Raw genomic sequence first — 22728 nt, forward strand, 5'->3', positions numbered from 1 at the left:
CAAGATTTTATCTTTATTTTAGTTTATGTTATTTAAAATACTTTTTCTCTATCTCTGTTATTTTGTCTATTCTCTTTTGATGTCTTTCTCCTTGAAAATCTGCTTCTAAGAAAGTGTCAACTATATCTAGCGCTAGTCCTGGTCCCACAACTCTCTCTCCTAAAGCTAAAATATTAGCATTATTATGTTCCCTTGTAGCATGTGCACTAAAAGTATCACTGCAAAGTGCAGCCCTGATTCCTTTAACCTTATTTGCTGCAATACTTATACCAATTCCTGTGCCGCAAACTATAATGCCAAAATCAAAATTCTTGGCACTAACTTCTTCTGCAACCTTTAGAGCATAATCGGGATAATCACAAGACTCCATTGTATAAGTTCCAAAATCTTTTATTTCATATCCTTTTTCTTCTAGATGTTTTATTATTGTGTTTTTTAAGTTTATACCTCCATGGTCACTACCTAAAGCTATTTTCATAATATACTACCTCCAAAATTTTATATTTGCCCTAAAAAAAAAGATAGTGGTATTACCAAAAGATCTACAATTCCCCTTTAGTAATACTATTATCTTTTTCTAACTTTTTTAACAAAAAAGAAATACTTTCTTTTAAATTTTTGAAAGTTAAATCATATATATGTAAATCCCCACCAAAAGGATCCATAACATCTGAGTGTATTCCAATATATTCATTTAACGTATAAATTTTACTTGCAAATTGAGGATAATAGTTATGTAAATATAACTTATGATTATATGTCATAGTTAAAATTAAATCACTTTCTGATAAAATTTCTTTATTTAAAGTTAAGGATTTTCTTTTACTAATATCTAAACCTAAGTTTTCTTTTATAACTATGGTAGAATTTTTAGAAGTGCATTCTCCAGTTATAGCTGAAATACCGGCTGAATAGGCTTTATGGTTTGTATTAGTATTAAAATAGTTAAATATAGCTTCTGCCATAGGGCTTCTACAAGTATTTCCTGTACAAACAAAAAGAATTTTCATAACTTCCTCCATAAAATTATACTTCTATTATGTTAAACTTCGATTATATTAAATCCAGCAGACTTTTTTAGTCTATTCATTATAGCTATGCCTATACCAACTTCTTCAAAAGACTCAGATAAAATATAATCTACCTTTAAATCATCAAAATCCCTTAAAACCTTAAATAAATTCTTTGCTACTTCCTCTTCATTACCTCTACTACCTACAGATAAAACTTTTCCATGCTTATAAAAATTCTTAGTTTCTTCTGTGGCAATTATTCCAACTGATTTGTTATCATCTATATAATTTTGCACTAATTCATTGATTTTTGCAATAGTTTTTTTTAAATCACCCTTAATTATTTTTACTGGAGCTTTTGGTGCATAATGTCTATATTTCATTCCTGGAGCTTTTGGTTTAAAATCGCCTTCTGGTTTTTTTAATATAACAGGATCTATATAGACCTCTGGGTCTACTTCTCTTAACATATCAATAGTTATACCCCCTGGTCTTAAAACACATAACCTATCACAAGTACAGTCCACTATAGTAGACTCCACTCCAACCTTACAACTCTTGCCACCAACAATATATTGAATTTTTCCATCTAAGTCCTCTATACAATGCTGAACAGTTGTAGGACTTGGTCTTCCTGAAATATTAGCTGAAGGAGCTGCTATAGGCGTGCCTGCACTTCTTATAAGTTCTAAGGCTATAGGATTATTAGGCATTCTAATACCTACAGTAGATAATTTAGCACTAGTATTATCTGGTACTATATTTGATTTATTTAAAATTAAAGTTAGGGGTCCTGGCCAATACTTCTCCATTAAAATTCTAGCTTTTTTAGGAATGTCTTTAACATAGGACTCTATATTAAAATCAGCTACATGTAGGATTAAAGGATTATCTTGAGGTCTCCCCTTTGCTAAAAATATTTTATTAACAGCTTCACTATTTAAAGCATCAGCACCTAAACCATAGACAGTCTCTGTAGGAAATGCAACTAATCCGCCATTTTTTATAATCTCCGCAGCCTCTTTAATAATTTCTTTATCTAAATTTTCTTCATCTAGAAATACAACTTTTGTTTCCATAAAATCATCTCCATACTTCACCTAAAAATTACATAAATACTATCATGCACATTCCTATAACAGATCCTATAACCAGGCCAAGTGTACAAATCTTAACCCCACATATCTCCCTGGATTTAGGTATCATTTCAAATAATGTTACGTATAACATAATACCCGCTGCTATAGAAAGGCTTGCTCCTATAGCTAAATCAGATATACTACCTAAAAAAATTCCTACAAGGGAACCTATTAATGCTGGTAATGCAGTTAAAAATGCATAAATCATTATTCTAGTGCTACTTACTTTTGAATATTTAAGAGGAGCTGCTACAGAAATCCCCTCAGGTATATCATGAATAGCAATTAAAATACTCATTTTCAGCCCTAAGTTTCCCCCTGCCATAAAACCTACTCCCATTATAAGCCCTTCCGGAAAATTATGAAGCATTATTCCAAGGGAAATTAATAGGGCAATCTTTATATTGTTATCTTTAGTATAATAGGCACTAAAATAATTTATAATTAAAATTGTAAGTATACCTATAGAAAAAAACACTAAAAAACTTTTCATATTGCTAACTTCAATAGCTTCAGGAATTAGCTCAAATGCAGAAACCATAAGCATTAACCCTGCTGCAAAAGAAAAAATAAACCCTAAAAAATTTTTTGATGGATTTTTTATACTTACTCCAATTAAGGCTCCAATCATAGTGCCAATTAAAGACATGCAAAGACAAAACAATACTATAAATATATTTCTCAATATTATACCTCCATATAAAATAAATTCATTATAAATTTATTTTATAAAATAGAAGTATATTCTTATTTCCTATATTCTTTTATATGCTTTACAGATTCCTCTGAATAAAATGCATTAAAACAACTTCCATAAAGTTTATTTAACAAAAGATACTTCTTGTACTTTCCCCTATTTATAATTATATAATAATACTTGTAATCAGGTTTTTCCTTAAATAAATTATAGTAATAATCTCCTGCATAAGGATACTCTTTTATAAACTTCTTAGTTATTGGTCTTAAATTCCTACTGTTTTTCTTTGATCTTACGATTAAAATAAGCTTTATATTTTCTTCTTTACCTTCAACATGAACAAATATTAAATCCTCACAATTAAAGGAATTCCTCTTTCTAAAAAGCCCTCTTTTTATATAAAACTTATTAAATCTTTGCCTATAAAAAAGAGCATCCTCATCGCTTCTTTTTAATATAGCAATAAGCACTAAAAGATCCAATACCAATACATATACATAAATGATGTAATTATACAATTTAGCATATATCACAATGAATGGAAACAATATAAAAATAAAGCTCATCAGAAAAACAAATCTTAAATATTTATTTCTTTGTTTTTTAATGGCTTTATTAATATTCATATTATCACCCTTAAAAGTTTTTTATTTCCTTTTAAAATGCTGTATCTCCAAGAGACTCCATTTTCTTAGATTGTTCTTCTGTAATTAATGCATCTATTATTTCATCAATGTCACCATTTAGGAAAGTTTCTAATTTATATAAGGTAAGCCCTATCCTATGATCTGTTACTCTACCTTGTGGATAGTTATATGTTCTAATTCTTTCACTTCTATCCCCTGTTCCTACTTGGCTTTTTCTATCTTCTGCAATTCCTTTATTTCTTTCTGCTTCTGCAATTTCATAAAGTCTAGCTCTTAAAACCTTCATAGCCTTTTCTTTATTTTTTAGCTGTGACTTTTCATCCTGGCAAGAAACTACTAGTCCTGTTGGTAAGTGAGTTATTCTAACCGCAGAATCTGTAGTGTTAACACATTGTCCACCGTTACCTGATGCCCTAAATACATCTATTCTTAAATCATTTTGATTTATTTCTATATCTACATCTTCAACCTCTGGCAATACAGCTACTGTAGCAGTTGATGTATGTATTCTTCCACTAGACTCTGTATCAGGAACCCTTTGAACTCTGTGAACTCCACTTTCATATTTAAATTTACTGTAAGCACCATTACCTTTAATCATAAATACTACTTCCTTGAAGCCGCCGATATCAGTTTCATTAGCACTCATGACTTCATATTTCCATCCATTTTTTTCTGCATATTTTATATACATTCTAAAGAGATTTGCTGCAAATAAAGCTGCTTCATCACCGCCAGCTCCACCTCTTATTTCTATAAATACGTTTTTAGAATCATTAGGATCCTTAGGTAAAAGTAAGATTTTAAGTTCTGATTCATACTGGTCTTTTTGTTCGCTTAAGTTTTTTAAGTCCTCTTGAATCATATCTTTCATATCTTTATCAGATTCTTCTTTTAACATCTCTTTATTTTCTTCTATTTGCTCAATAGTCTCTTTATATTGTCTATACTTCATAACTATCACTTCAAGTTCTGCATGCTCTTTACATAACTTTTGCCACTCTTTTTGGTTTTCCATAAGAGAGGGATCGCTAATCTTTATAGACAACTCATCATATTTATTCTCTAAAAAGTTAAGTCTATCTAACATTATTTATCACTCCGTATTCGTAATTTAACATTATAATATTATATCATAAACATCTATTCTTCACAATAAATTGCTGTAACTACTCTATCCAATCCACTTAAATCTTTTAAAACTTCTATGTTATTAAAACCCTCTTTATCTAAAAGCTTCCCTACAGCTTCTCCTTGATTGTACCCTATTTCAAAACCTATATAAGCACCTTTATTTAATACCTTATATAAATCTTTTATTATATTTCTGTAGAAATAAAGTCCATCTTCTCCACCTGACAGGGCTAGGTGAGGCTCGTAATTTTTAACATCATTCATTAAAGCATCTATTTCCTTCTCTTCGATATATGGAGGATTAGATAGAAAAATATCGTACGTTTTATTCTCCTTAATAGGGGTTTCTAAAAGGTCACTATAGTGAACTTTTGCATTGGATAAACTAAAATTTCTTATATTTTTCTCTGTAACTTCTATTGCATCTTTTGAAATATCATATAAATCTACAGTACTTTCCTTAATGTAAGTAGCAATAGAAACTCCAATAGCTCCACTACCACAACAAAGATCACATACTTTAATTAATTTTTCTTCCTTTATTTTATCTATTGCCCATTCCACAAGAATTTCTGTATCAGGTCTTGGAATCAAAACCCCTTCTTTTATATAGAAATTTAATCCCATAAACTCACACTGATTTAAAATATATTTTACAGGCATATGATTTTTTCTTAAACTTATATACTTAAAAAATAGTTTTTCTTCTTCTTCTTTAAGCTCATATTCCCTATTTACCATTATAAACACTTTATCTTTATTTAAAACCTTTGAAAGTAAAAGTTGTGAATCTATCATATAACTTTCTATATTTTCATCTTTTAAAATTTTATATGCTTCTCTTAAAGCTTCACCTATTAACACTCTATCACCACCCTAACCTAATAACTTAACATCCCAACCTTCACTCATAATTTTTAAGTTCTAAATTAGATGAATAAGGGAAATGTAAATATAATTCCCACGTCTTACTTCTTAACTCTTACTCCTCAACTCTAATCTTCCCCTCTTCTTCAAAGGGATAAAAAAGAGTGGCTACGGTTCAATGTAACACTCAATACATCTAGCCTCATAACTTTCTCTTGCACCTACTAAAACTACTGGATCCTTATATTTTGCTGGAACTCCATTTATATATCTCTGTGTTCTAGTAGCTGGATTTCCACAACACACACAAATAGCACTAACCTTTTGAACATATTCTGCAATTGCTAAAAGTTTAGGCACTTCTCCAAAGGGTTCCCCCCTAAAATCCATATCTAGTCCTGCACAAATCACTCTTTTGTTTTCTTTAGTAAGTTTTTTTATAGTATCTACTATATCTTCTGAAAAAAATTGCACTTCATCTATAGCTACCACTTTAGTATCTTTGTCAATATAATTTAATATGTCTCTAGAATTACTTACTGCTATAGCCTCTATCTTATCGCCACAATGAGATACCACATCTTTTTTGCTATACCTATTATCTATAGCAGGTTTAAATACTAAAACCTTTTGTTTTGCTATTTCTGCTCTTCTAACTCTTCTTATTAATTCCTCGGACTTACCACTATACATAGGTCCTACTATAACCTCTAACCAACCATGATTTCTTAATATATCCATAGCTTTCCTCCCAAAACCAAATCCATCTTTTGCTTTAATATATTATTACCTCTGTTTTTTCATATATCATTTTATCAGATAGAATTAATTTTATAAATAGTAAAGTATTATTGACTTAAATATATGCTTGTGCTAAAATTAAGAAGTTGATAAGACGGGTATACAACCATATTGTTTTAAGAAGAGGTGAACACGATGAAAAAGGAATTACAACCAGAATTCCACAGTGAAGCTGTAGTTAAATGTGCTTGTGGTAATACATTCACAACTGGATCAGTAAAGCCAGAGCTTAAAGTGGATATTTGTTCTAAATGCCACCCATTCTTTACTGGTAAACAAAAAGTTGTAGACCAAGGTGGTAGAATCGATAGATTCATGAAGAAATTCAATATCAAAGCTGAAGAATAGTTTTAATAAAGAAGGTTTAACCTTCTTTATTTTTTTTATACCTGGAACTTTACTTTATAATTATAGCTTTCTTTTATAATTGCAACCCTACTCTATAATTATAACTCTCTTTTGTAATTGTAACTTTACCTAATAATTATAATTTGCTTTCATAATTAAAATACAAATAACTTGCAAAATCAGCTTAAATTTGCAAGTTATTTTGATATATAGCTTTGTTAGACATTTTTGTTCATATGATTGCTATCTTATTCTATAGTCTTTATTCTCCCTATCCTTTGTTATTAATTCAAAATTCTTATTTAGCATATATATTAGCTCTTTATTACCATCCGTCTTTCCAAGAAGATTAATTAACTTCTCAGTTACATTTTGAGCTGTTCCTTCTTTATACATATGCCTTCTAATACTAAATCCAACCTCTTGTTCTTCTTTAGATAATAATAGATCTTCTCTTCTAGTTCCTGATTTATAAATATCAATGGCTGGGAAAATTCTTCTTTCTTGTAGTTTTCTATCTAAGTGAACTTCCATGTTTCCTGTGCCTTTAAATTCTTCAAATATCATATCATCCATACGACTTCCTGTTTCAATAAGTACTGTAGCTAAAATAGTTAAACTAGCACCATTTTTTATATTTCTTGCAGCACCAAAAAACTTTTTAGGTCTTATAAGTGCACCTGGGTCTAACCCCCCAGATAAAGTTCTTCCTGTAGGTTCAATTACTAAGTTATTAGCTCTAGTAAGTCTTGTTAAACTATCCATTAATATAAAGACATCTTGACCTTGTTCTACCATTCTTTTAGCTCTCTCTAAGACCATATCAGCGACTTTTATATGATGTGAAGGCTCTTCATCAAAGGTAGAATAAATAACATCACCTTTAATCTTTTCCTGCATCTCAGTTACTTCCTCAGGTCTCTCATCTATTAATAATACAATTAATTTCACATTAGGGTGATTTTTAGTTATACTATTAGCTACTTTTTGTAGTAATGTTGTTTTACCTGCTTTAGGGGGTGCTACTATAAGTCCTCTTTGCCCCTTACCTATAGGACAAATTATATCCATAAGCCTAGGAGATATATCTTCCTTATCTCTTTCTAAAAATAGCCTCTCTTCAGGATAAATAGGCGTTAATTTTTCAAAAGGTTCTCTACCAATGGCCTTTTCAGGTGATTCTCCATTTATACTTTCAACATAAAGTAAGGCTCTAAATTTTTCCCCTTCTTTTGGAATTCTTACTTTTCCCTTAACTTCATCTCCAGTTTTTAAGTTAAACTTTCTTATTTGCGATGGTGAAACGTAAATATCATCAGAACAGGATAAATAGTTGTCCCCTCTTAAAAAACCAAAACTATTATTATCTATAAGTTCTAAAACACCTTTAGCACTATTAGATTCTCCTATCATCTCTTTTAACTTTTCTTTTTTATTTTCTTGTTCTCTTTTGTAATTATCAAAATTCCTCACTGGGGTATTTTCTTTAGAAGGATTTTCATTAGAATTACTGTAGTTCTTCACTTTTTCTTCATTACCGTTTTCTTGATTTTTAGGTGATATTTTTTCCTTTAATATAACTCCATCTTTTTCAACAAAAAATGTATCTGTTGATTGTTTATTAATTTCTTCTATCAATTCTGATTTTCTAAATTTTGATATGTTTTTAACACCTAATTCCTTAGCAATTACCTTTAGCTCATTTAAACTCTTATTGGATAAATCCATATTATTCACATAGTCACACCTAGATATAACCTTAAGTTGTTACTTAAACTAGATGTTGCCTCCCTTCTACTATTTTTTCCATTTGCAATAATTTTATTATTTATTCACTTTTCTTCATAATTTAGGATATTCTTACTCATAAAAACATATTGGTGCTTTACTAAAATCTATAATTTAAAAAATTTATATTATTTCTGGGATTTATTTTAGAGATAAAATTTATCCGATGACTACCTCCTCTAATACTTCCACCTTCTTTAAAATTAGGGTAAAGAGGAGCTACGTCCCTGAATAAGGATTTCTAAGCTTCATTCAGATTAAAGACTAGCTATGAAGCAAAAAACTTAATTTATTATGAAATGCTTTTATTCTTTTAATTATATCCTATTGAATCTATTTTAATTCAACTTTGATAAAAATACAACAAAAAATATGAGCAATTGCTCCTGCTCATATTAAAATATAGCTTTTAACTTATAATTAACAGAGTTATGATGCAAAACTAAATTTTCAACATCTTCTTTTTTACCTAAAATAATAAGTGGAATACCTAGTGCATTACATCCTAAGACTAGTATATTTTTTTTAATTAAATTTTTTAATGGCATATTGTATAGATGATATTCCTCACAGATATTACAAAACACTGAAAAAACCATGTCCCCATTTTTCTTCTTGTTTATGTAAACTTCTTTAGATATTTGATTTTTCTCTCTTAAGGAAAATAAATTTAGTTCTTGTATATTGTAAGAAAGGTCTCTTCCCTTTGAAGCTAATACCATTTCCATACTTATATCCATTTCATCACCCCTAAATTAATACGTTTAACCCTATATATTTATAATTCTATAAAATATATAAAATCCCTTCATACAAAATTTTATAAATAGAAAATAAACTTAAAACCAATTTTCCTTAAAGTTGGTTTTTATTATTAACTTTAATTATTTATAATTTTAACCAATTTCAAATTATATTGTTTCTCTCAAATGCCTTTACTACTTCAAAGTATGTATCCCTAAATTCCTTATTTATAAAAAACTTTTCTTCTGCCACCTTACTTTTTGATTTAATATTTTCTATTTTAAAATCATCTCTTATTTTTTCCTCATCTAAGCAGTTATATTTTTTTAGCATAAGAAATAATAGATTTCTACACTCTTCTTCCTCTAATATTACTAACAATTCTTCTCTTTCTACCCCTCTTATATCACATATCATTTTTATAATCTTTTCATATTTATTTTGAAAAAACATATAAATCACCTCAGCTACTTTTATTTAGATTATTTACATATATTTTATTTTTAAACCTTCATAAAAAGCTTTATTACACATTTTTATTTATATGTAGCGAATCAGTGATGAAGTGACTTTCATATCAACATGTTTCTCTAACACAATCTTATTTAAAAGTAGTTAACCATTAATTTTTTATTAAAGACTTTGTCAGAGATTTTCTTGATATGATGGTTACGTAATCACATATAAGCAAGCTTTTAGAATTTCATTATTCCTGTAGTAAATATTACGTAAAAAAGTTTTAATGTTTGAGCAAAGCGAGTTTTAAAACTTTAGTAATATTTACGGAAGAAATAATAGAAATTCTTAAGCTAGCGAATCAGTGATGAAGTGACTTTCATATCAACATGTTTCTCTAACAGTGGCATATAAAAAAATAACTTGAAAAGTTTTTAACTTTTCAAGTTATTTTTAATATAAGCTTATAATTAATTTAACTCTTCAATTGTTTTTACTTTAACATTTAATTCTGTAGAAACAATTTGTCCTTCTCCTAAATTTAAATTGTAATTAGCATACACTTCTCCACCACATTCATTTAAATCTATATTTACTTTTAAAATGTCCATGGAGAAACTTAAAGTTCCTTGTGGAGTACTATAAAGTATGTGATCTATATTATTCTTCTTAAAATTCATTTTAGAGTTAATAGCTCCATTTCTAATCAAAGTAAACTCATCCTCTTCTACCTTTAATGTAGTCATGGTGCCTTCCATTCCTGAAAGTTCTGTTTCCTCGTAAACTATATAATATTTATCATTTTTTTTATAAAACTTCCCTGGAGTTACTACCTCAATAATATCCTCTGCACTGCCCTTTTGTTTGCTAATTACAGATATTATAGCTTTTTTATTCATATACTCCCACCTTAATTTATCTTATATATTAATTTAACCTTCTTAGGCATTTACTTCTAATGCAGCCTTATTTTTTATTAAAGGTTCTTGTTAAACAATTTTGTTCATATGATGGTTACGTAATCACCTATGAGCAAGTTTTAGAATTTCATTATTTTTGTAGTAAATATTACGTAAAAAAGTTTTAATCTTTGAGCATATGGAGTTTTAAAACTTTAGTAATATTTACGGAAGAAATAATAGAAATTCTTAACGTAGTGAATCAGTGATGAAGTGAGTCTCATATGAACATTTGCTCCTAACACAGCTATTAATTTATATCATATATTCTTTTAATTCATCTTCTGTTGCACTATTACTATATAAAATGTTGTTTAAGTTGGTACCAAACTCTCCATACTTAACCTTTACATTCTCTTCTTCTCTCCCCTTACTATACCTAACAGTTACCTTAGCAGCAAGCTTTAGATCTTCCTCTGTATAATCACCAATTATAGCAACAGAGGAACCCTTGAAATCATTGCATAGCATGTACAAATCTTCCTTTGTTAAAAAAGACTTTAGAAGTGGAGTTTCTTCTTGTAATCTTGTAGATATTATTTTAGCATTATTACTTATTCTAAAATGTCTTCCTATCTTTAAAAGTTCTATATCTTTAAATGTAGGATTTTCATTATGCTTAAGTAAGTCTTTTAATCTCTTTGAAAAGTTAGGTTCTGTTAACTTACATCCTCCTGCTGGTGATGGATAATCAACTATACCCCATTTTTCAGCAAGCTCCATTTGAACCTTTCTATTTCTACCAGATATATTTAATAATTTTTCTCTATCTACTAGGCCCTTTTCTTCCATCTCTGTAGGTTCTAGATTTAATGCACATAGGGGTCTTAATATCTTTTGTCCTATCCCAGATTCTTTTTTTACTAAATTTAAAGCAGATCTATTTTGAGACATAGGTCTTTGATTTACAACTTCTCCAGTTATTATAAAATCAGCGTTAAATTTATTTAATAATTCTCCAGAACATCTCATCATCATGGCATGGCAATCTATACATGGATTCATATTTTTACCATACCCGTGTTTAGGGTTTTTTACCATATTAAAATGTTCTTCCGAAAAATCTATAACTTCTAATGGAATTTCTATTTGCTTAACCATTCTTCTTGCATGCTCTTCATTAAAAAATAAGGATTTAAAGCATATTCCTATAACCTCTATACCTTGTTCTTTAATAAGTTTAGCTGCAAGTATACTGTCTAACCCACCGGAAACCATAGCTATTGCTCTTGTCATGTTGTAATTTGCCCCTCTCTTTAGTTAACCATCTTTTCTTTCAATAGCAAGTTCAATTAAGTTATCTATTAAATCTTTATAAGAAATGCCTGTAGCTTCCCACATTTTTGGGTACATACTTATACTAGTGAATCCTGGTATAGTATTTACCTCATTTAAATACACTTCATCATTATCCTTAGTTACTAAGAAGTCTACCCTAGCCATGCCTGCACAATCTAATGCTTTATATACCTCTACTGCTGTTTCCCTTATATTTTCTAGTTTAGCATTGTCTAAAGCAGGAGGAATTAAAAGCTTAGAATCTTCGTTTTGATATTTAGCTTCATAATCGTAAAACTCTTTTGCTGGAATTATTTCTCCAGGTATTGAAGCTTTAGGATCATCATTTCCTAAAACTGAAACTTCAATTTCTCTTGCATTTAAAGCTTCTTCCACTAATATTTTTCTATCAAATTTAAGTGCTTCTTCTATACCATTAACTAATTCTTCTCTATTATGAGCCTTAGTAATACCAACAGAAGATCCACTATTAGATGGTTTTATAAATAAATTGTATCCTAACTTATTTTCAATTTTATTTATTAGTTCTTCCTTATTATTTTTGTAATCAAAAGCTGTAACAACTACATAATCTGCTTGCTTTATTCCAAATCTCTCTAGAACATACTTTGTATACACCTTATCCATACAAACTGCAGAAGACATAACTCCAGGTCCCACACAAGGAAGATTTAGAAGCTTACACATTCCTTGAATTGTACCATCTTCACCATATAATCCATGAAGCACTGGAAATACTACATCAACTTCTTTGTTAAATAAAATTTTTTCTCCCTCAGGTTTCTTGTAGAATTGATCCTCTTCCCATTTACCACTTTTTATATTTTCTATATCTCCTGTGTATTCAAACCATTTTCCAGACTTTGTTATACCTATAGGATACACATCATATTTTTGTTCATCTATGTTTTTTAAAACTGATGATGCAGAAACTCTAGATACTTCATGCTCAGTAGACTGACCCCCAAATAATATAGCAACTTTTTTTTTCATTTTATCTCTCCTCTATCTTAATTACTGAAATCATCTTAATTACTACAATATAAAAAAATAAATTCAACCATGTTAAAGTTCAGATAGAGCAATAACTCCATCTGAACTAAGTTTCACATTATATTATATAATTAGATAGGGATTTTTAAAAGTATATATAATAAATTGTTAAAATAAATTTAAAAACTAAATAGTAAGTTCTCCATTTGGAGTGTTAATGATTTCAACTATTCTCTCCTCATATCCGGTTTCAGCATTAATATATACTAAATATTTTTTCCCTTTATAAGTTCCTAAGTATTCATAACATAAGACTTCTTCATTGCTTTCTGTTGGAATAATAGCTAAGTTTATACTGCTTATTTCTAGTCTTTTACTTATTCTTTCTTTCCCCTTCTCAGAGGTTATTTTAGGACTAGGTATTTTTCTATTTTCTATATGTGAAACTAAATATTTATCACTTTCAATTCCTATTACTTCTCCATCAATTAAAGATATTTTAACCTTTATTTGATCTGGATATATAGTTGTATTACCTTGTTTATATACATAGTTTACTAATATAGAGTCTTCGTACTTTAGTCTGTAACTTGCTTTCATATTCCTATAACCCATATCCTGTAACTTTTTCAAGGCTATAGTTTCTGCTTCTTCTGGCTTTATAGTTGGTTTTGCCTTAGCCTTGTTATATAGTAAGTACATAACATGCCCACCATTTTTGCTTACTTCTGCAACTATACTCTCACCCTGTTTTTCATTTTTTAAATTAATATTAAATCTATAAGAAGGTATAATAACTTTTGTTTTCTTATCTGTATGGCGCTTTACTTCACTTATTTTAACTATGTTTTCTTTTCCATATAATTTTTCTATACTTTCCTTTGCTTTTTCCACAGAAACTTCTTTTTCATTTCTAACTCTTGGTTTGATATTAAGGGTATTGTCTGAAAAAGGCCCATCATATATTAAAACAGGGTATTGACTTATTTGTTTTTGTATACCTTCAAACTTATTTCCTACACTATTATTTTCCTTAGCAAATACTGTAGAAGTTTTCTTTCTTAATTCTGACCATTTTACTTTTCCCCTATTAACATCACTTAATATAGAGTTTAGCTCTGTTTCTAAGGAGTATGCCTGCATTTCTAAATCATCAATTAAATTAACTTGTTTATCAGTTAATTGAACATCTTTTGAAGAGTTTTTAGCTAAGGTATAACAAAAATCTCCAACTTGAGCTAAAAACTTACTAGTATTACCTAAAGTGTTTTGAGAAATTGGTAGGGAGTGAAGATTTTCATTTGCCATAGATGCATGCCTAAAAATCTCTTCAAAAACAGTTATTCTTTGTTCTTTTGAACCTACAACTGCCGCTTTACCTAGGTTACTTCTAATGTTCTCAACAGAACTTACCATATTGTAAAGGTTTTTGCTATACTGACTTTGCAAATAATTTCTATAGTCTATTCTCTCTAAGGTCATAAGCATTGCAAAGGTAGTGGAAAAAACAATAATCATTGTAGCTATAAGTGTGTATGTGATTCTTTTTTTGCTCTCTTTCATAAAATATCCTCCTATCCTTATCTTAAAAATATATTATTAGTTTTTACTAAATCCCCTATAGTATGTATAAATAATAAAAAACCTCTTAATATTTATGTAAAAAAAATAGAAGAGTACTCTTTATAAAAGTGCCCCTCTCCTATATATTGTAATTTTAAATTTTCTCTTATCTTATTACTATGTGCCCTAATACTCTAATCTTCTTCAAATTGGTAATATTATAGCAGTTACGTCCATGGATAATAATTTCTAAGCTTTAAATGTATCAAAACTCTCTCAGACCTTAAGAACTATATTTATTTCTTACCTAAAAGTTCAAATATTTTAAACTTAACTTTAATTTTATGCTTATTTGAATTATTTATACAATCGTACTCTTCATTATCCAAAACCATTTTCATTTCTTTTTCCGTTGCCTCTTCATCCACCTTTGATTTACTTTCGTCTATAAAGCATAATGGTGGAAACATAACACACCACCAATTGTGTCCATATCCTGTTCCTATTATTATTCTATATGCTTCATAATTTCCTTGTGGAAGAGTTATATTACCATATGTCTTTTGAGGAAAATTTTCTCTTGATAGTGTAGATTGTACTTTATAATTGTAACCATTTTTCTCTACTACTGATTTTGCTATATCTATGATTTCTTTATTATGTTTTTTTAATATTTTTCTAGACTCTTTAATATCCTTTGAATTTTTTAATTTTGGAGATATATATTTTAATATTTCATCTCTAACTTTTAATTTAAGTTCTTGATCTTCTTTAGAGTCACTATTAGCTATAACATGAAATCTAATTATCTTAGATGATATATTTTCTACTATTTCTTCTTCACTTTTATTATATCCCTTTGCATTATTTCCCACTAAACAAAACAATAATATAGATATTATTATAAATACTATAGTTCTTTTCATATTGGTATTCCCCCTAGTAAATTATTGTATCTAAATTATATCCATATTTTCCTATTTTAATCACTGAGTTATACCAATTCTTCTAATTTTAGTTTTTATATTCACATTAAATTCTGCATTCTTATATATTTCTTCCCAATTCCCCTGAACTTTTTTCCACTTATATGGGTGATATTTTTCAAGATATTCCTTAATTGCAAAGGGTTCTATATTATATTTCTCCTGAATCACTTTAAGAATTTTATTACACTCCATACTTAAAGTTTTATCAAAGTTTTTTTCATATTCAGCTAGAACCTTTGAAGAAAGAAGTTTCTTATCTACTGTAAAGGACTTTGCTGAACCTTCTAAGTTTATATCTATATCCATTTTAAGTTTTTTCTCATTTATTTCTGTAACTCTTAATTTTCTTTCTATACCTTCAATAGAATAATTAATAGGATGACCTTCTTTATAAATAACTTTAGTTCCACCCTTTGCTTTTCCTCTTAAGATTTCAACATCTGATGTTTCTATAGAATTTAAAACTCCTATTAACTCATAATTTTTAATTAATGCTATACCATACACTGAAACTTCATTTTCTTTTTTATTCATTTTTATATATGGAATAATAGCATTTCCGTTTTCTTCTAGAAGTTTTAGAAGTTCATTTAAGGTCATGGGTATTATAGTTGAATTTTTATCACTATTCTCCATAAGTCCATTTATATAGCTTTGGAAGTTTTGTTCCATAGAAGGTTTAAACTTCTCATAGTCTTCAGCATTTCCTTCTGCTACAACTACATTCATACTCCTATTTATCGTAGGATTTCTTCTAAAATAATCTACAATTTCCTTAACAACCTCTGGATAAGAAAACATAGCATCACTTAAAACAAGCATTTTACTATGTCCTAAATGTATACTTCTACTACTTTTACTTGTAGCTTCCGATATGGAACCTTCCATGGAGTATGACTGAGTTTTTATAGTTTTTTCTGCTGATGTACCTGAAACATTAGGCCCTAAAGAGCTTATATCCGGAAAACTATATGTAACATTGATTTTTTTTATTTGTCTCTCTTGGAAGATTTCATCCTCTTTTATTCCCTTTAACTCTTGTGATTTTCCTATTTCTTCTCCTGGATCAATAGATATGGTAGAAATAAATGCTCTTCTATCTATTTCAGTTTTATCCCAACAACCTGTTAATATAAAAGAAATTGCCAAAAGAAAACAAGTAAATCTAAATTTCCTCTTCAAATTTATCTCCCCTCCTTTTTCTATATTTTGTAAGAAGGTACATTATTATAGGAAATAAAAGCATTATTATCCCAGAAATAATATATATATTTTTTTCAGTTATTTCATATATTTGAGCTATATTCTCGCTACTTAAAGAAATTATATAAAATATTGGAGCCAAAATAGCTGTAGTCAATTTTACATCTTTTAAGTTTAATAATTCATTTGTAAGTTGTGATGAGAATAAATACATATTTACAAAACTTATAAAGAAAAATACAACCCAAAATACCATAACCACACCTTCCCATCTCTCAATAAAAGAACCCTGGATTTCTATAGTTCTAATACTAGCTATGGTAGGCCAAATTAAGCTTTGTACTTGCGTTTTTCCAAAGACACCTAGAGATATTACTGTTACTACTATATAAGCAATAGCAACAAAGATTTGAGACATAACAAGTGTTTTTTTTACACTTACCCTATTCTTTGCATAAGGGACTATCATATAAGATATATTAGCTCCTAGAAAATAAAATAAAATTTTAAATGTTCCCTTCATATAAGCCTTAGGTGGATTGTTAAAAACAGGCAATACATTGGTTAAATCCGCATTAGTTAAAGTTAAAAGTAAAGTTATAGTTAAGGGTATAAATACAATGAAAAATATTATCTCATTAAACTTAATTACTGAATCTAGTCCTCCCCTTACAAGAAATACAGAAACAATTATAAGTAGAAGTATTATAACCTCTGAAGGAGTCCTCTCTAAAAGATGCATTTTTACAACTTCTACGAATATCCTTAAAGCATATGCTGTAAAAACTATATTGTATATTGAAAAAAACAATAATACTATTTTTCCAAAAAATACTCCAAAATTATCTTTAACCATCTCACTAAAACTTTTAAACCTATTTAGCTCTACGGTCTTATACACTAGATTTAAAAGAAAAATTATAATTAAAGAAGCTAATATTGTTACTATCCATCCTTCCGTTTCCACTAGATTGCTTACAATTCTAGGATAAGAAAATATATTTATACCTATTATGCTTACAATCATAGTGCAAAATATACCATAATTTCCTATTTTAAAATCATCTTTCATAATTAAACTTACTGTGAATAGTAAGTTCTTCACCTCCTTTCTTACTTTTGTCTTATTTTATCCCCAGTTTTCATATAAGCAGGTCTTTCTTTTAAGTATTTAATTGGAATTCTAATAAATAAATCCTTGAAGTCTTTAAAATTAGGAGAAACCATTGGTGCCAAATATGGAATTGTAAAACTCTTTAATTTTACTAAATGAATTAAAACTATAATAAGTCCTAATATTATTCCATATAATCCTAAAATTGAAGATAATATAATTAATAAGAATCTAATATATCTAAAAGCTGCTGTTATTTCATAATTAGGAGTTATAAATGTAGTAATAGCTGTAAGTCCTAATATAATTATCATTATAGGGCTTACTATACCTGCGCTTACAGCTGCCTGACCTATTATTAAACCTCCCACAATACCTATAGTTGCTCCTATAGCTTTAGGAAGCCTAGCTACAGCTTCTATTAAAAGAGCTAAACTTACTTCCATAATTATAGCTTCTATAAATGCTGGAAATGGCACACCCTCTCTTGATGCTGCTATAGAATAAGCTAATTTTGTTGGAATTATAGAAGTATGAAAAGATGTTATAGCCACATATAACCCTGGCATAATTATTGAAATAAATATGGATAAAAATCTAAGCATCCTAATTACAGAACTATCTAGCCATCTTTGGTAATAATCATCTGGAGATTGAAATAGATTAGCCATAATAGTGGGAACTATAATAGCGAAAGGTGAATTATCTACTAATATGGCAATTCTCCCTTCATATAGAGCTGCTGCTACCACATCTGGCCTTTCTGTGCTTTGTATTTGTGGAAATGGAGAGTATTTATTGTCTTCTATAAAAGAACTTATATAAGAACTATCAAGTATAGCATCTATATTTATATCTTGAATTCTATTATTTAACTCCTTTAAAGCCTCTTTATTTACTATATCTTCTATATACATTATTGCCACATCGGTTTTAGACCTTACTCCTATACTTTCAGATTTAATTTTAAGATTTATATCTCTAACTCTTCTTCTTATTAAGGCTGTGTTAAACCTTATAGTTTCAACAAAGCCTTCTCTAGAACCTCTAATTACAGTCTCCCCAGAAGGTTCTGAAACCCCTCTTGCAGGCCAGCCACGACTAGCAATTACATATGCTGTTTTTAACCCATCTACAAACATTAATGTGTCTCCAGAGAGTATAGCCTTTACCCCTTCTACCATGTTATCTATTTCTTTTATATCAGAAACTGATAACAATTTATCTTTTATCTCTGCGGCATTGTTAACTTCACGATAACTCTCCATAATTTGTTCTACAACATGTTCATTAATAAGCATCTTATCCACTAGACCATCTACATATACCAATGCTACATTTCTATCTTGGAGGTAAAAACTCCTATATACTATATCTGAATTATCACTTAGTAATTCCTTTAAATATCCTATATTTTCTTTTGACCATATATCTATGTTTTCTCTAATTTCTTCTCTCATTTCTTCACATCCTTCCTTTTGTTAAATCACTAATAATAAAAATTAATCTGATGAAGCCCTGCTCTAATAAATTCAAAAAACAATTCAGTCCCTAATTTATATAAAACTTCTTATAATGAAAAGTATAAAGGAGGCTATAATTAATAAATATCCTAATTTTTTAGCCCTTTTCTCTCTAGTAGAGTCTTTTGATTTCTTAAATTGCTTCCCATCTACCTGTATTAAAATACAACTATTTACTAAGTTTAAAATTAAAAAATGAATATCAAATAATTCAAAATATCTCATGAATACCCCCTTAAATTAATACCTCTCATCCTCCTAAGTAAACAAAGAAGGTTTCCAGGAATTTTCTATAAAAATAAAAACTATTTAAGCATATATAATTTTGTATGCTTAAATAGTTTTTACTAATTTATAATATTTTATGCAAAGTACTATAATGTTCTCGTTATGAAAACATCATTATACATATTTTTAAAATAGTCATAGGCTCTTTGTGCCTTTAACATATCTTCATAAATCCCAAAAACTGTAGGCCCACTACCACTCATTAAACTTCCCAATGCACCAAGTTGTAGCATCTCTCTTTTAATATTTGCAATAGTTGGATAAGTACTTACTGTAACATTTTCTAATACATTTTTTATATTTCCTCCAAGACTTCTCATATCTCTCTTTTCCATAAACCCTATTAAAGATTCCGTATCAGGATGTTTATATATTTTACTAACATCTAAATTTTTATACACTTCCTTAGTAGATACCCCAAAATTAGGTTTCACAAGAACTAATATAGCTCCCCTAAAAGGTTTTAATGAAATCATTTTCTCTCCTATACCTTCACATAATACTGTTCCACCCTTTATACAATAAGGTACATCTGATCCAATTTTAAGTCCTAATTCCATAAGTTCTTCTAACTTTAAGTCTTTTTTATATTTTTCTCTCATTATCCTTAGAACACCAGCAGCATCAGTACTTCCCCCTGCTAGTCCTGCAGATACAGGAATATTTTTTTGTATTTTTATATCTATACCCACATTTATATTATAAGTTTTCATAAATAATTCAGCAGCTTTGTATGCTAAATTTCTATTATCTAAGGGTACATATGGTTTATCACAAAATATTTTAATCTCTTTTTTTTCATTTTCTTTTATTTCTATAAGATCATATAAATCTATCTGTTGCATTATCATCTTTAAAAGATGATAACCATCATCCCTTTTTCCTATTACATCTAGGGATAAATTGACTTTTGCATAAGCCTTCCACATCATTGTTAAAAATATCCTCCCTAAGTTTTAATGGTACCTTATTTCTCTACATATTATATCATTAAAATTTCCTTAGTCCATAAAACTTTTTAAAAAAATATAGCCCCAAAATAATTTGAGGCTATAATCATTAAATATTATATAAGGGCTCTTCCTGGTATAATAAGCTTTGAGCCTATTTTAATATTTTCCGGATCTTCAATTTCGTTAACTTTTACAATGGTCTCTACAGTAGTATTATACCTTTTTGCTATCTTCCATAAAGTATCTCCAGATTGAACTGAATATATTATAATACTAGCTTTTTTCTTTGGAAGTTCTCCCTCACCTTTTTCAACATGAATTAAAAATTCTTTATTATCCGTATAATTAACACGTACATATATTTTACTAACTGCTTTTATAGATATATTTCCGCCTTGTATTTCTGCATCCACATCTTCTAAAGCAATTCTGCAAAGAGATTGCATATCTATTTTGGCACCTTCAACATCAACTGCTGTACTAAAAGGGATTTGATCTTCAATTGAACAGATTTGATTTTCCTCTTCCCCAGTTTTATATAACACATTAGTTTTCATTATTCCTTCAACAACAATTCTATCTTCTACTAGCTTTTTATCTGTTATATTTAAGTCAGCATGGCATAATATTATTTCTCTTGGTCTCGGCATAGAACTATCTAATTCTATATCACCACGTATTTCTCTTTCCACACTTATTTGATGATGAATAATGTTCATGTTATATTTTTTCTTTTCCATATTTAAAATCATAGATGGAGAATATGCATCTTCTATGGTATGAATTTCTTCTTTACACATAACTCTAGTATTGGCCTTAGCCATAATTACCATATCTACAATTCTGTTTTCCCCTAAATCATCTTCTTTAATAGAATAATCTAGGTCTAAAACTTCATAAGCTGTAAAGTTATCCATACCTTCTTTTGCTCTTTCTAAAGGAACTTCTTTTTCTATAAATACATCTTCGCAAATAGTGTATATATCCCTATGATTTTCAGGTGCTTTATACAGTAATTTTACCTTTGCCCACATTTCTAACTTTAACATGCCCTCAAGGATTTTTACGTCCTTCTTATGCAAATTCACATCCCATTTCATTATTTTGCCTATTTGGGGTTTTTCCATTGGAATTTTAACGCTACACTCCCCCATTAAATCTGTTGATGCATTTTCTACAATTTTATCAACAAATACAGGGTTTCTAAAAAACTGTATATCTTCTGATTCTCTAATATCTTTTACAATTTCGTAGCTATATTTGTTGTAAACTTCTGTTTTTAATTTTACTATGCCTTCTATGCAAACTTTTCTTTCATTAACAACGTTGCATTCTATATGTTCTACAAAACATTCAGCTTCACAATTCATATCAGAAGTAGCACCATTACAATCTATATTATTCACAAAAGATGTAGAGTACTTGACTCCATGAACTTCTGAGCCCTCTTCACCCCTATTTACATACATAAGATTATAGTCCATTACCCCTTCTATAAAAACCTTTTCTTGAAGAACCTGAACATTTGTAATCCTTGGTTTAGCATCCAACATAAGAATTTCCCCTACGTCTGGATGAGTATCCGGAATGACATATTCATCTCTTAATACAGTGTCAGCATAGTCTTCCCCTAATAACTGTTCATACTCTATACTTTCTTTAACAAGTTCCATACTCAACTTACCTCCTCCTTAAAATACCTACTAATTAATGTATATAATGTATTTTAAGAATTTATGAGGATATTTTAAAAATTTTTATGGTATTATGTTAATATGTCTATTTTTATTATAAACAGTTATAATTTTATTGATTGAATTCTTTAGGCGAGATATAAAATGTGTAGTTAGAATATGTAAGCAAATTTACTTTAAACTACTTATGCAATATATTGAATTTGAACAGTTTTTGTAAGAATGTCTGAGTAGCTATACGCAACTCTTCTATCAAAGTCTCCTTCGACTTTTACTGTGAAAATACTAGAATAAGCCTTCTCTATTACTCCATCTTTAATATAAATCTTTTTTCTTCCTGCAGAATCTTTTAGGTTAACTTTATCTCCTACATGTCTTTCAATTTCTGCCCTAATAACACCTAATTGGCTTTTAGCTTCCATTAAAACACACCCTTTCTTAAGGTATTTATATTAATTTAAATTAATAACGTGCAAACATCACCTCAGTATTAGTATTGGTATAAATTAAATAGTT

The 22728-nt window shown here is 28.8% G+C and carries 24 protein-coding genes; 1 reads left to right on the forward strand and 23 read right to left on the reverse strand.

Features of this window, described 5'->3' with window-relative positions:
- Positions 1–28: 28 nt before the first annotated feature.
- The 8 genes from rpiB to FNZ64_RS02280 all read right to left on the reverse strand — a co-directional run bounded on the left by rpiB (position 29) and on the right by FNZ64_RS02280 (position 6238).
- Positions 29–478, reverse strand: a complete 450-nt coding sequence (gene rpiB, locus FNZ64_RS02245) for a ribose 5-phosphate isomerase B (RefSeq protein WP_142413245.1) — start codon at positions 476–478, stop codon at positions 29–31.
- A gap of 64 nt (positions 479–542) precedes the next feature.
- Positions 543–1010, reverse strand: a complete 468-nt coding sequence (locus FNZ64_RS02250) for a low molecular weight protein arginine phosphatase (RefSeq protein WP_142413246.1) — start codon at positions 1008–1010, stop codon at positions 543–545.
- 32 nt (positions 1011–1042) lie between these two features.
- Positions 1043–2092 carry an L-threonylcarbamoyladenylate synthase gene (locus FNZ64_RS02255; RefSeq protein WP_142413247.1) on the reverse strand — a complete coding sequence of 350 codons (1050 nt, stop codon included), beginning with the start codon at positions 2090–2092 and terminating at the stop codon, positions 1043–1045.
- A gap of 28 nt (positions 2093–2120) precedes the next feature.
- On the reverse strand, positions 2121–2837 hold the full coding sequence (locus tag FNZ64_RS02260; protein ID WP_243129175.1) for a ZIP family metal transporter: 717 nt from the start codon (positions 2835–2837) through the stop codon (positions 2121–2123).
- Between the two features lie 62 nt (positions 2838–2899).
- The gene (locus FNZ64_RS02265) at positions 2900–3475 is read right to left on the reverse strand and encodes a hypothetical protein (protein WP_142413249.1); all 576 of its coding nucleotides are present in this window, start codon (positions 3473–3475) and stop codon (positions 2900–2902) included.
- 31 nt (positions 3476–3506) lie between these two features.
- A complete protein-coding gene (prfA, locus tag FNZ64_RS02270; protein ID WP_185903682.1) occupies positions 3507–4589 on the reverse strand; it encodes a peptide chain release factor 1 in 1083 nt (360 codons plus the stop codon).
- Positions 4590–4639: 50 nt separating this feature from the next.
- Positions 4640–5494, reverse strand: coding sequence for a peptide chain release factor N(5)-glutamine methyltransferase (gene prmC / locus FNZ64_RS02275; protein WP_142413251.1), 855 nt, complete (start codon positions 5492–5494; stop codon positions 4640–4642).
- A 171-nt stretch (positions 5495–5665) separates the two neighbouring features.
- Positions 5666–6238, reverse strand: a complete 573-nt coding sequence (locus FNZ64_RS02280; protein ID WP_142413252.1) for a thymidine kinase — start codon at positions 6236–6238, stop codon at positions 5666–5668.
- Positions 6239–6433: 195 nt separating this feature from the next.
- On the opposite strand from FNZ64_RS02280, the gene rpmE reads away from it, so the two are divergent.
- The gene (gene rpmE / locus FNZ64_RS02285) at positions 6434–6646 is read left to right on the forward strand and encodes a 50S ribosomal protein L31 (RefSeq protein WP_142413780.1); all 213 of its coding nucleotides are present in this window, start codon (positions 6434–6436) and stop codon (positions 6644–6646) included.
- 243 nt (positions 6647–6889) lie between these two features.
- Here rpmE and rho read toward each other — a convergent pair whose 3' ends face one another.
- From rho to FNZ64_RS02360, 15 genes are all read right to left on the reverse strand, one after another.
- Positions 6890–8374 (reverse strand): transcription termination factor Rho, encoded by a 1485-nt coding sequence (rho, locus tag FNZ64_RS02290; protein ID WP_142413781.1) that lies wholly within the window; start codon positions 8372–8374, stop codon positions 6890–6892.
- Between the two features lie 455 nt (positions 8375–8829).
- Positions 8830–9174, reverse strand: coding sequence for a hypothetical protein (locus FNZ64_RS02295; protein ID WP_142413253.1), 345 nt, complete (start codon positions 9172–9174; stop codon positions 8830–8832).
- 166 nt (positions 9175–9340) lie between these two features.
- Positions 9341–9631 (reverse strand): ribose-5-phosphate isomerase, encoded by a 291-nt coding sequence (locus FNZ64_RS02300; RefSeq protein WP_142413254.1) that lies wholly within the window; start codon positions 9629–9631, stop codon positions 9341–9343.
- Positions 9632–10104: 473 nt separating this feature from the next.
- Entirely contained in the window at positions 10105–10533 is a 429-nt protein-coding gene (locus tag FNZ64_RS02305; RefSeq protein WP_142413255.1) for a YwiB family protein, read from the reverse strand.
- A 315-nt stretch (positions 10534–10848) separates the two neighbouring features.
- Positions 10849–11829, reverse strand: a complete 981-nt coding sequence (locus FNZ64_RS02310; RefSeq protein WP_142413256.1) for a tRNA 4-thiouridine(8) synthase ThiI — start codon at positions 11827–11829, stop codon at positions 10849–10851.
- Between the two features lie 24 nt (positions 11830–11853).
- A complete protein-coding gene (locus FNZ64_RS02315; protein ID WP_142413257.1) occupies positions 11854–12885 on the reverse strand; it encodes a D-alanine--D-alanine ligase family protein in 1032 nt (343 codons plus the stop codon).
- A 186-nt stretch (positions 12886–13071) separates the two neighbouring features.
- Complete coding sequence (gene ypeB, locus FNZ64_RS02320) at positions 13072–14448, reverse strand: germination protein YpeB (protein ID WP_142413258.1); 1377 nt, start codon at positions 14446–14448, stop codon at positions 13072–13074.
- A gap of 296 nt (positions 14449–14744) precedes the next feature.
- The gene (spoIIR, locus tag FNZ64_RS02325; RefSeq protein WP_142413259.1) at positions 14745–15374 is read right to left on the reverse strand and encodes a stage II sporulation protein R; all 630 of its coding nucleotides are present in this window, start codon (positions 15372–15374) and stop codon (positions 14745–14747) included.
- Positions 15375–15434: 60 nt separating this feature from the next.
- The gene (locus FNZ64_RS02330) at positions 15435–16619 is read right to left on the reverse strand and encodes a Ger(x)C family spore germination protein (protein WP_185903653.1); all 1185 of its coding nucleotides are present in this window, start codon (positions 16617–16619) and stop codon (positions 15435–15437) included.
- Positions 16603–17712: a GerAB/ArcD/ProY family transporter gene (locus FNZ64_RS02335; protein WP_142413261.1), complete on the reverse strand. Its 1110-nt coding sequence runs from the start codon at positions 17710–17712 to the stop codon at positions 16603–16605. The genes FNZ64_RS02330 and FNZ64_RS02335 overlap by 17 nt, the downstream gene beginning before the upstream one ends.
- Before the next feature lie 41 nt (positions 17713–17753).
- On the reverse strand, positions 17754–19214 hold the full coding sequence (locus FNZ64_RS02340; protein WP_142413262.1) for a spore germination protein: 1461 nt from the start codon (positions 19212–19214) through the stop codon (positions 17754–17756).
- 96 nt (positions 19215–19310) lie between these two features.
- Positions 19311–19502 (reverse strand): CLC_0170 family protein, encoded by a 192-nt coding sequence (locus FNZ64_RS02345; RefSeq protein WP_142413263.1) that lies wholly within the window; start codon positions 19500–19502, stop codon positions 19311–19313.
- A 149-nt stretch (positions 19503–19651) separates the two neighbouring features.
- Complete coding sequence (gene ispE, locus FNZ64_RS02350) at positions 19652–20497, reverse strand: 4-(cytidine 5'-diphospho)-2-C-methyl-D-erythritol kinase (RefSeq protein WP_142413264.1); 846 nt, start codon at positions 20495–20497, stop codon at positions 19652–19654.
- Between the two features lie 134 nt (positions 20498–20631).
- Positions 20632–22191, reverse strand: a complete 1560-nt coding sequence (locus FNZ64_RS02355; protein ID WP_243129176.1) for a DUF3794 and LysM peptidoglycan-binding domain-containing protein — start codon at positions 22189–22191, stop codon at positions 20632–20634.
- 206 nt (positions 22192–22397) lie between these two features.
- Positions 22398–22634 (reverse strand): Veg family protein, encoded by a 237-nt coding sequence (locus FNZ64_RS02360; RefSeq protein WP_142413266.1) that lies wholly within the window; start codon positions 22632–22634, stop codon positions 22398–22400.
- Positions 22635–22728: the final 94 nt, after the last annotated feature.

Source organism: Hathewaya massiliensis, assembly GCF_902143515.1.
Taxonomy (GTDB): domain Bacteria; phylum Bacillota; class Clostridia; order Clostridiales; family Clostridiaceae; genus Hathewaya; species Hathewaya massiliensis.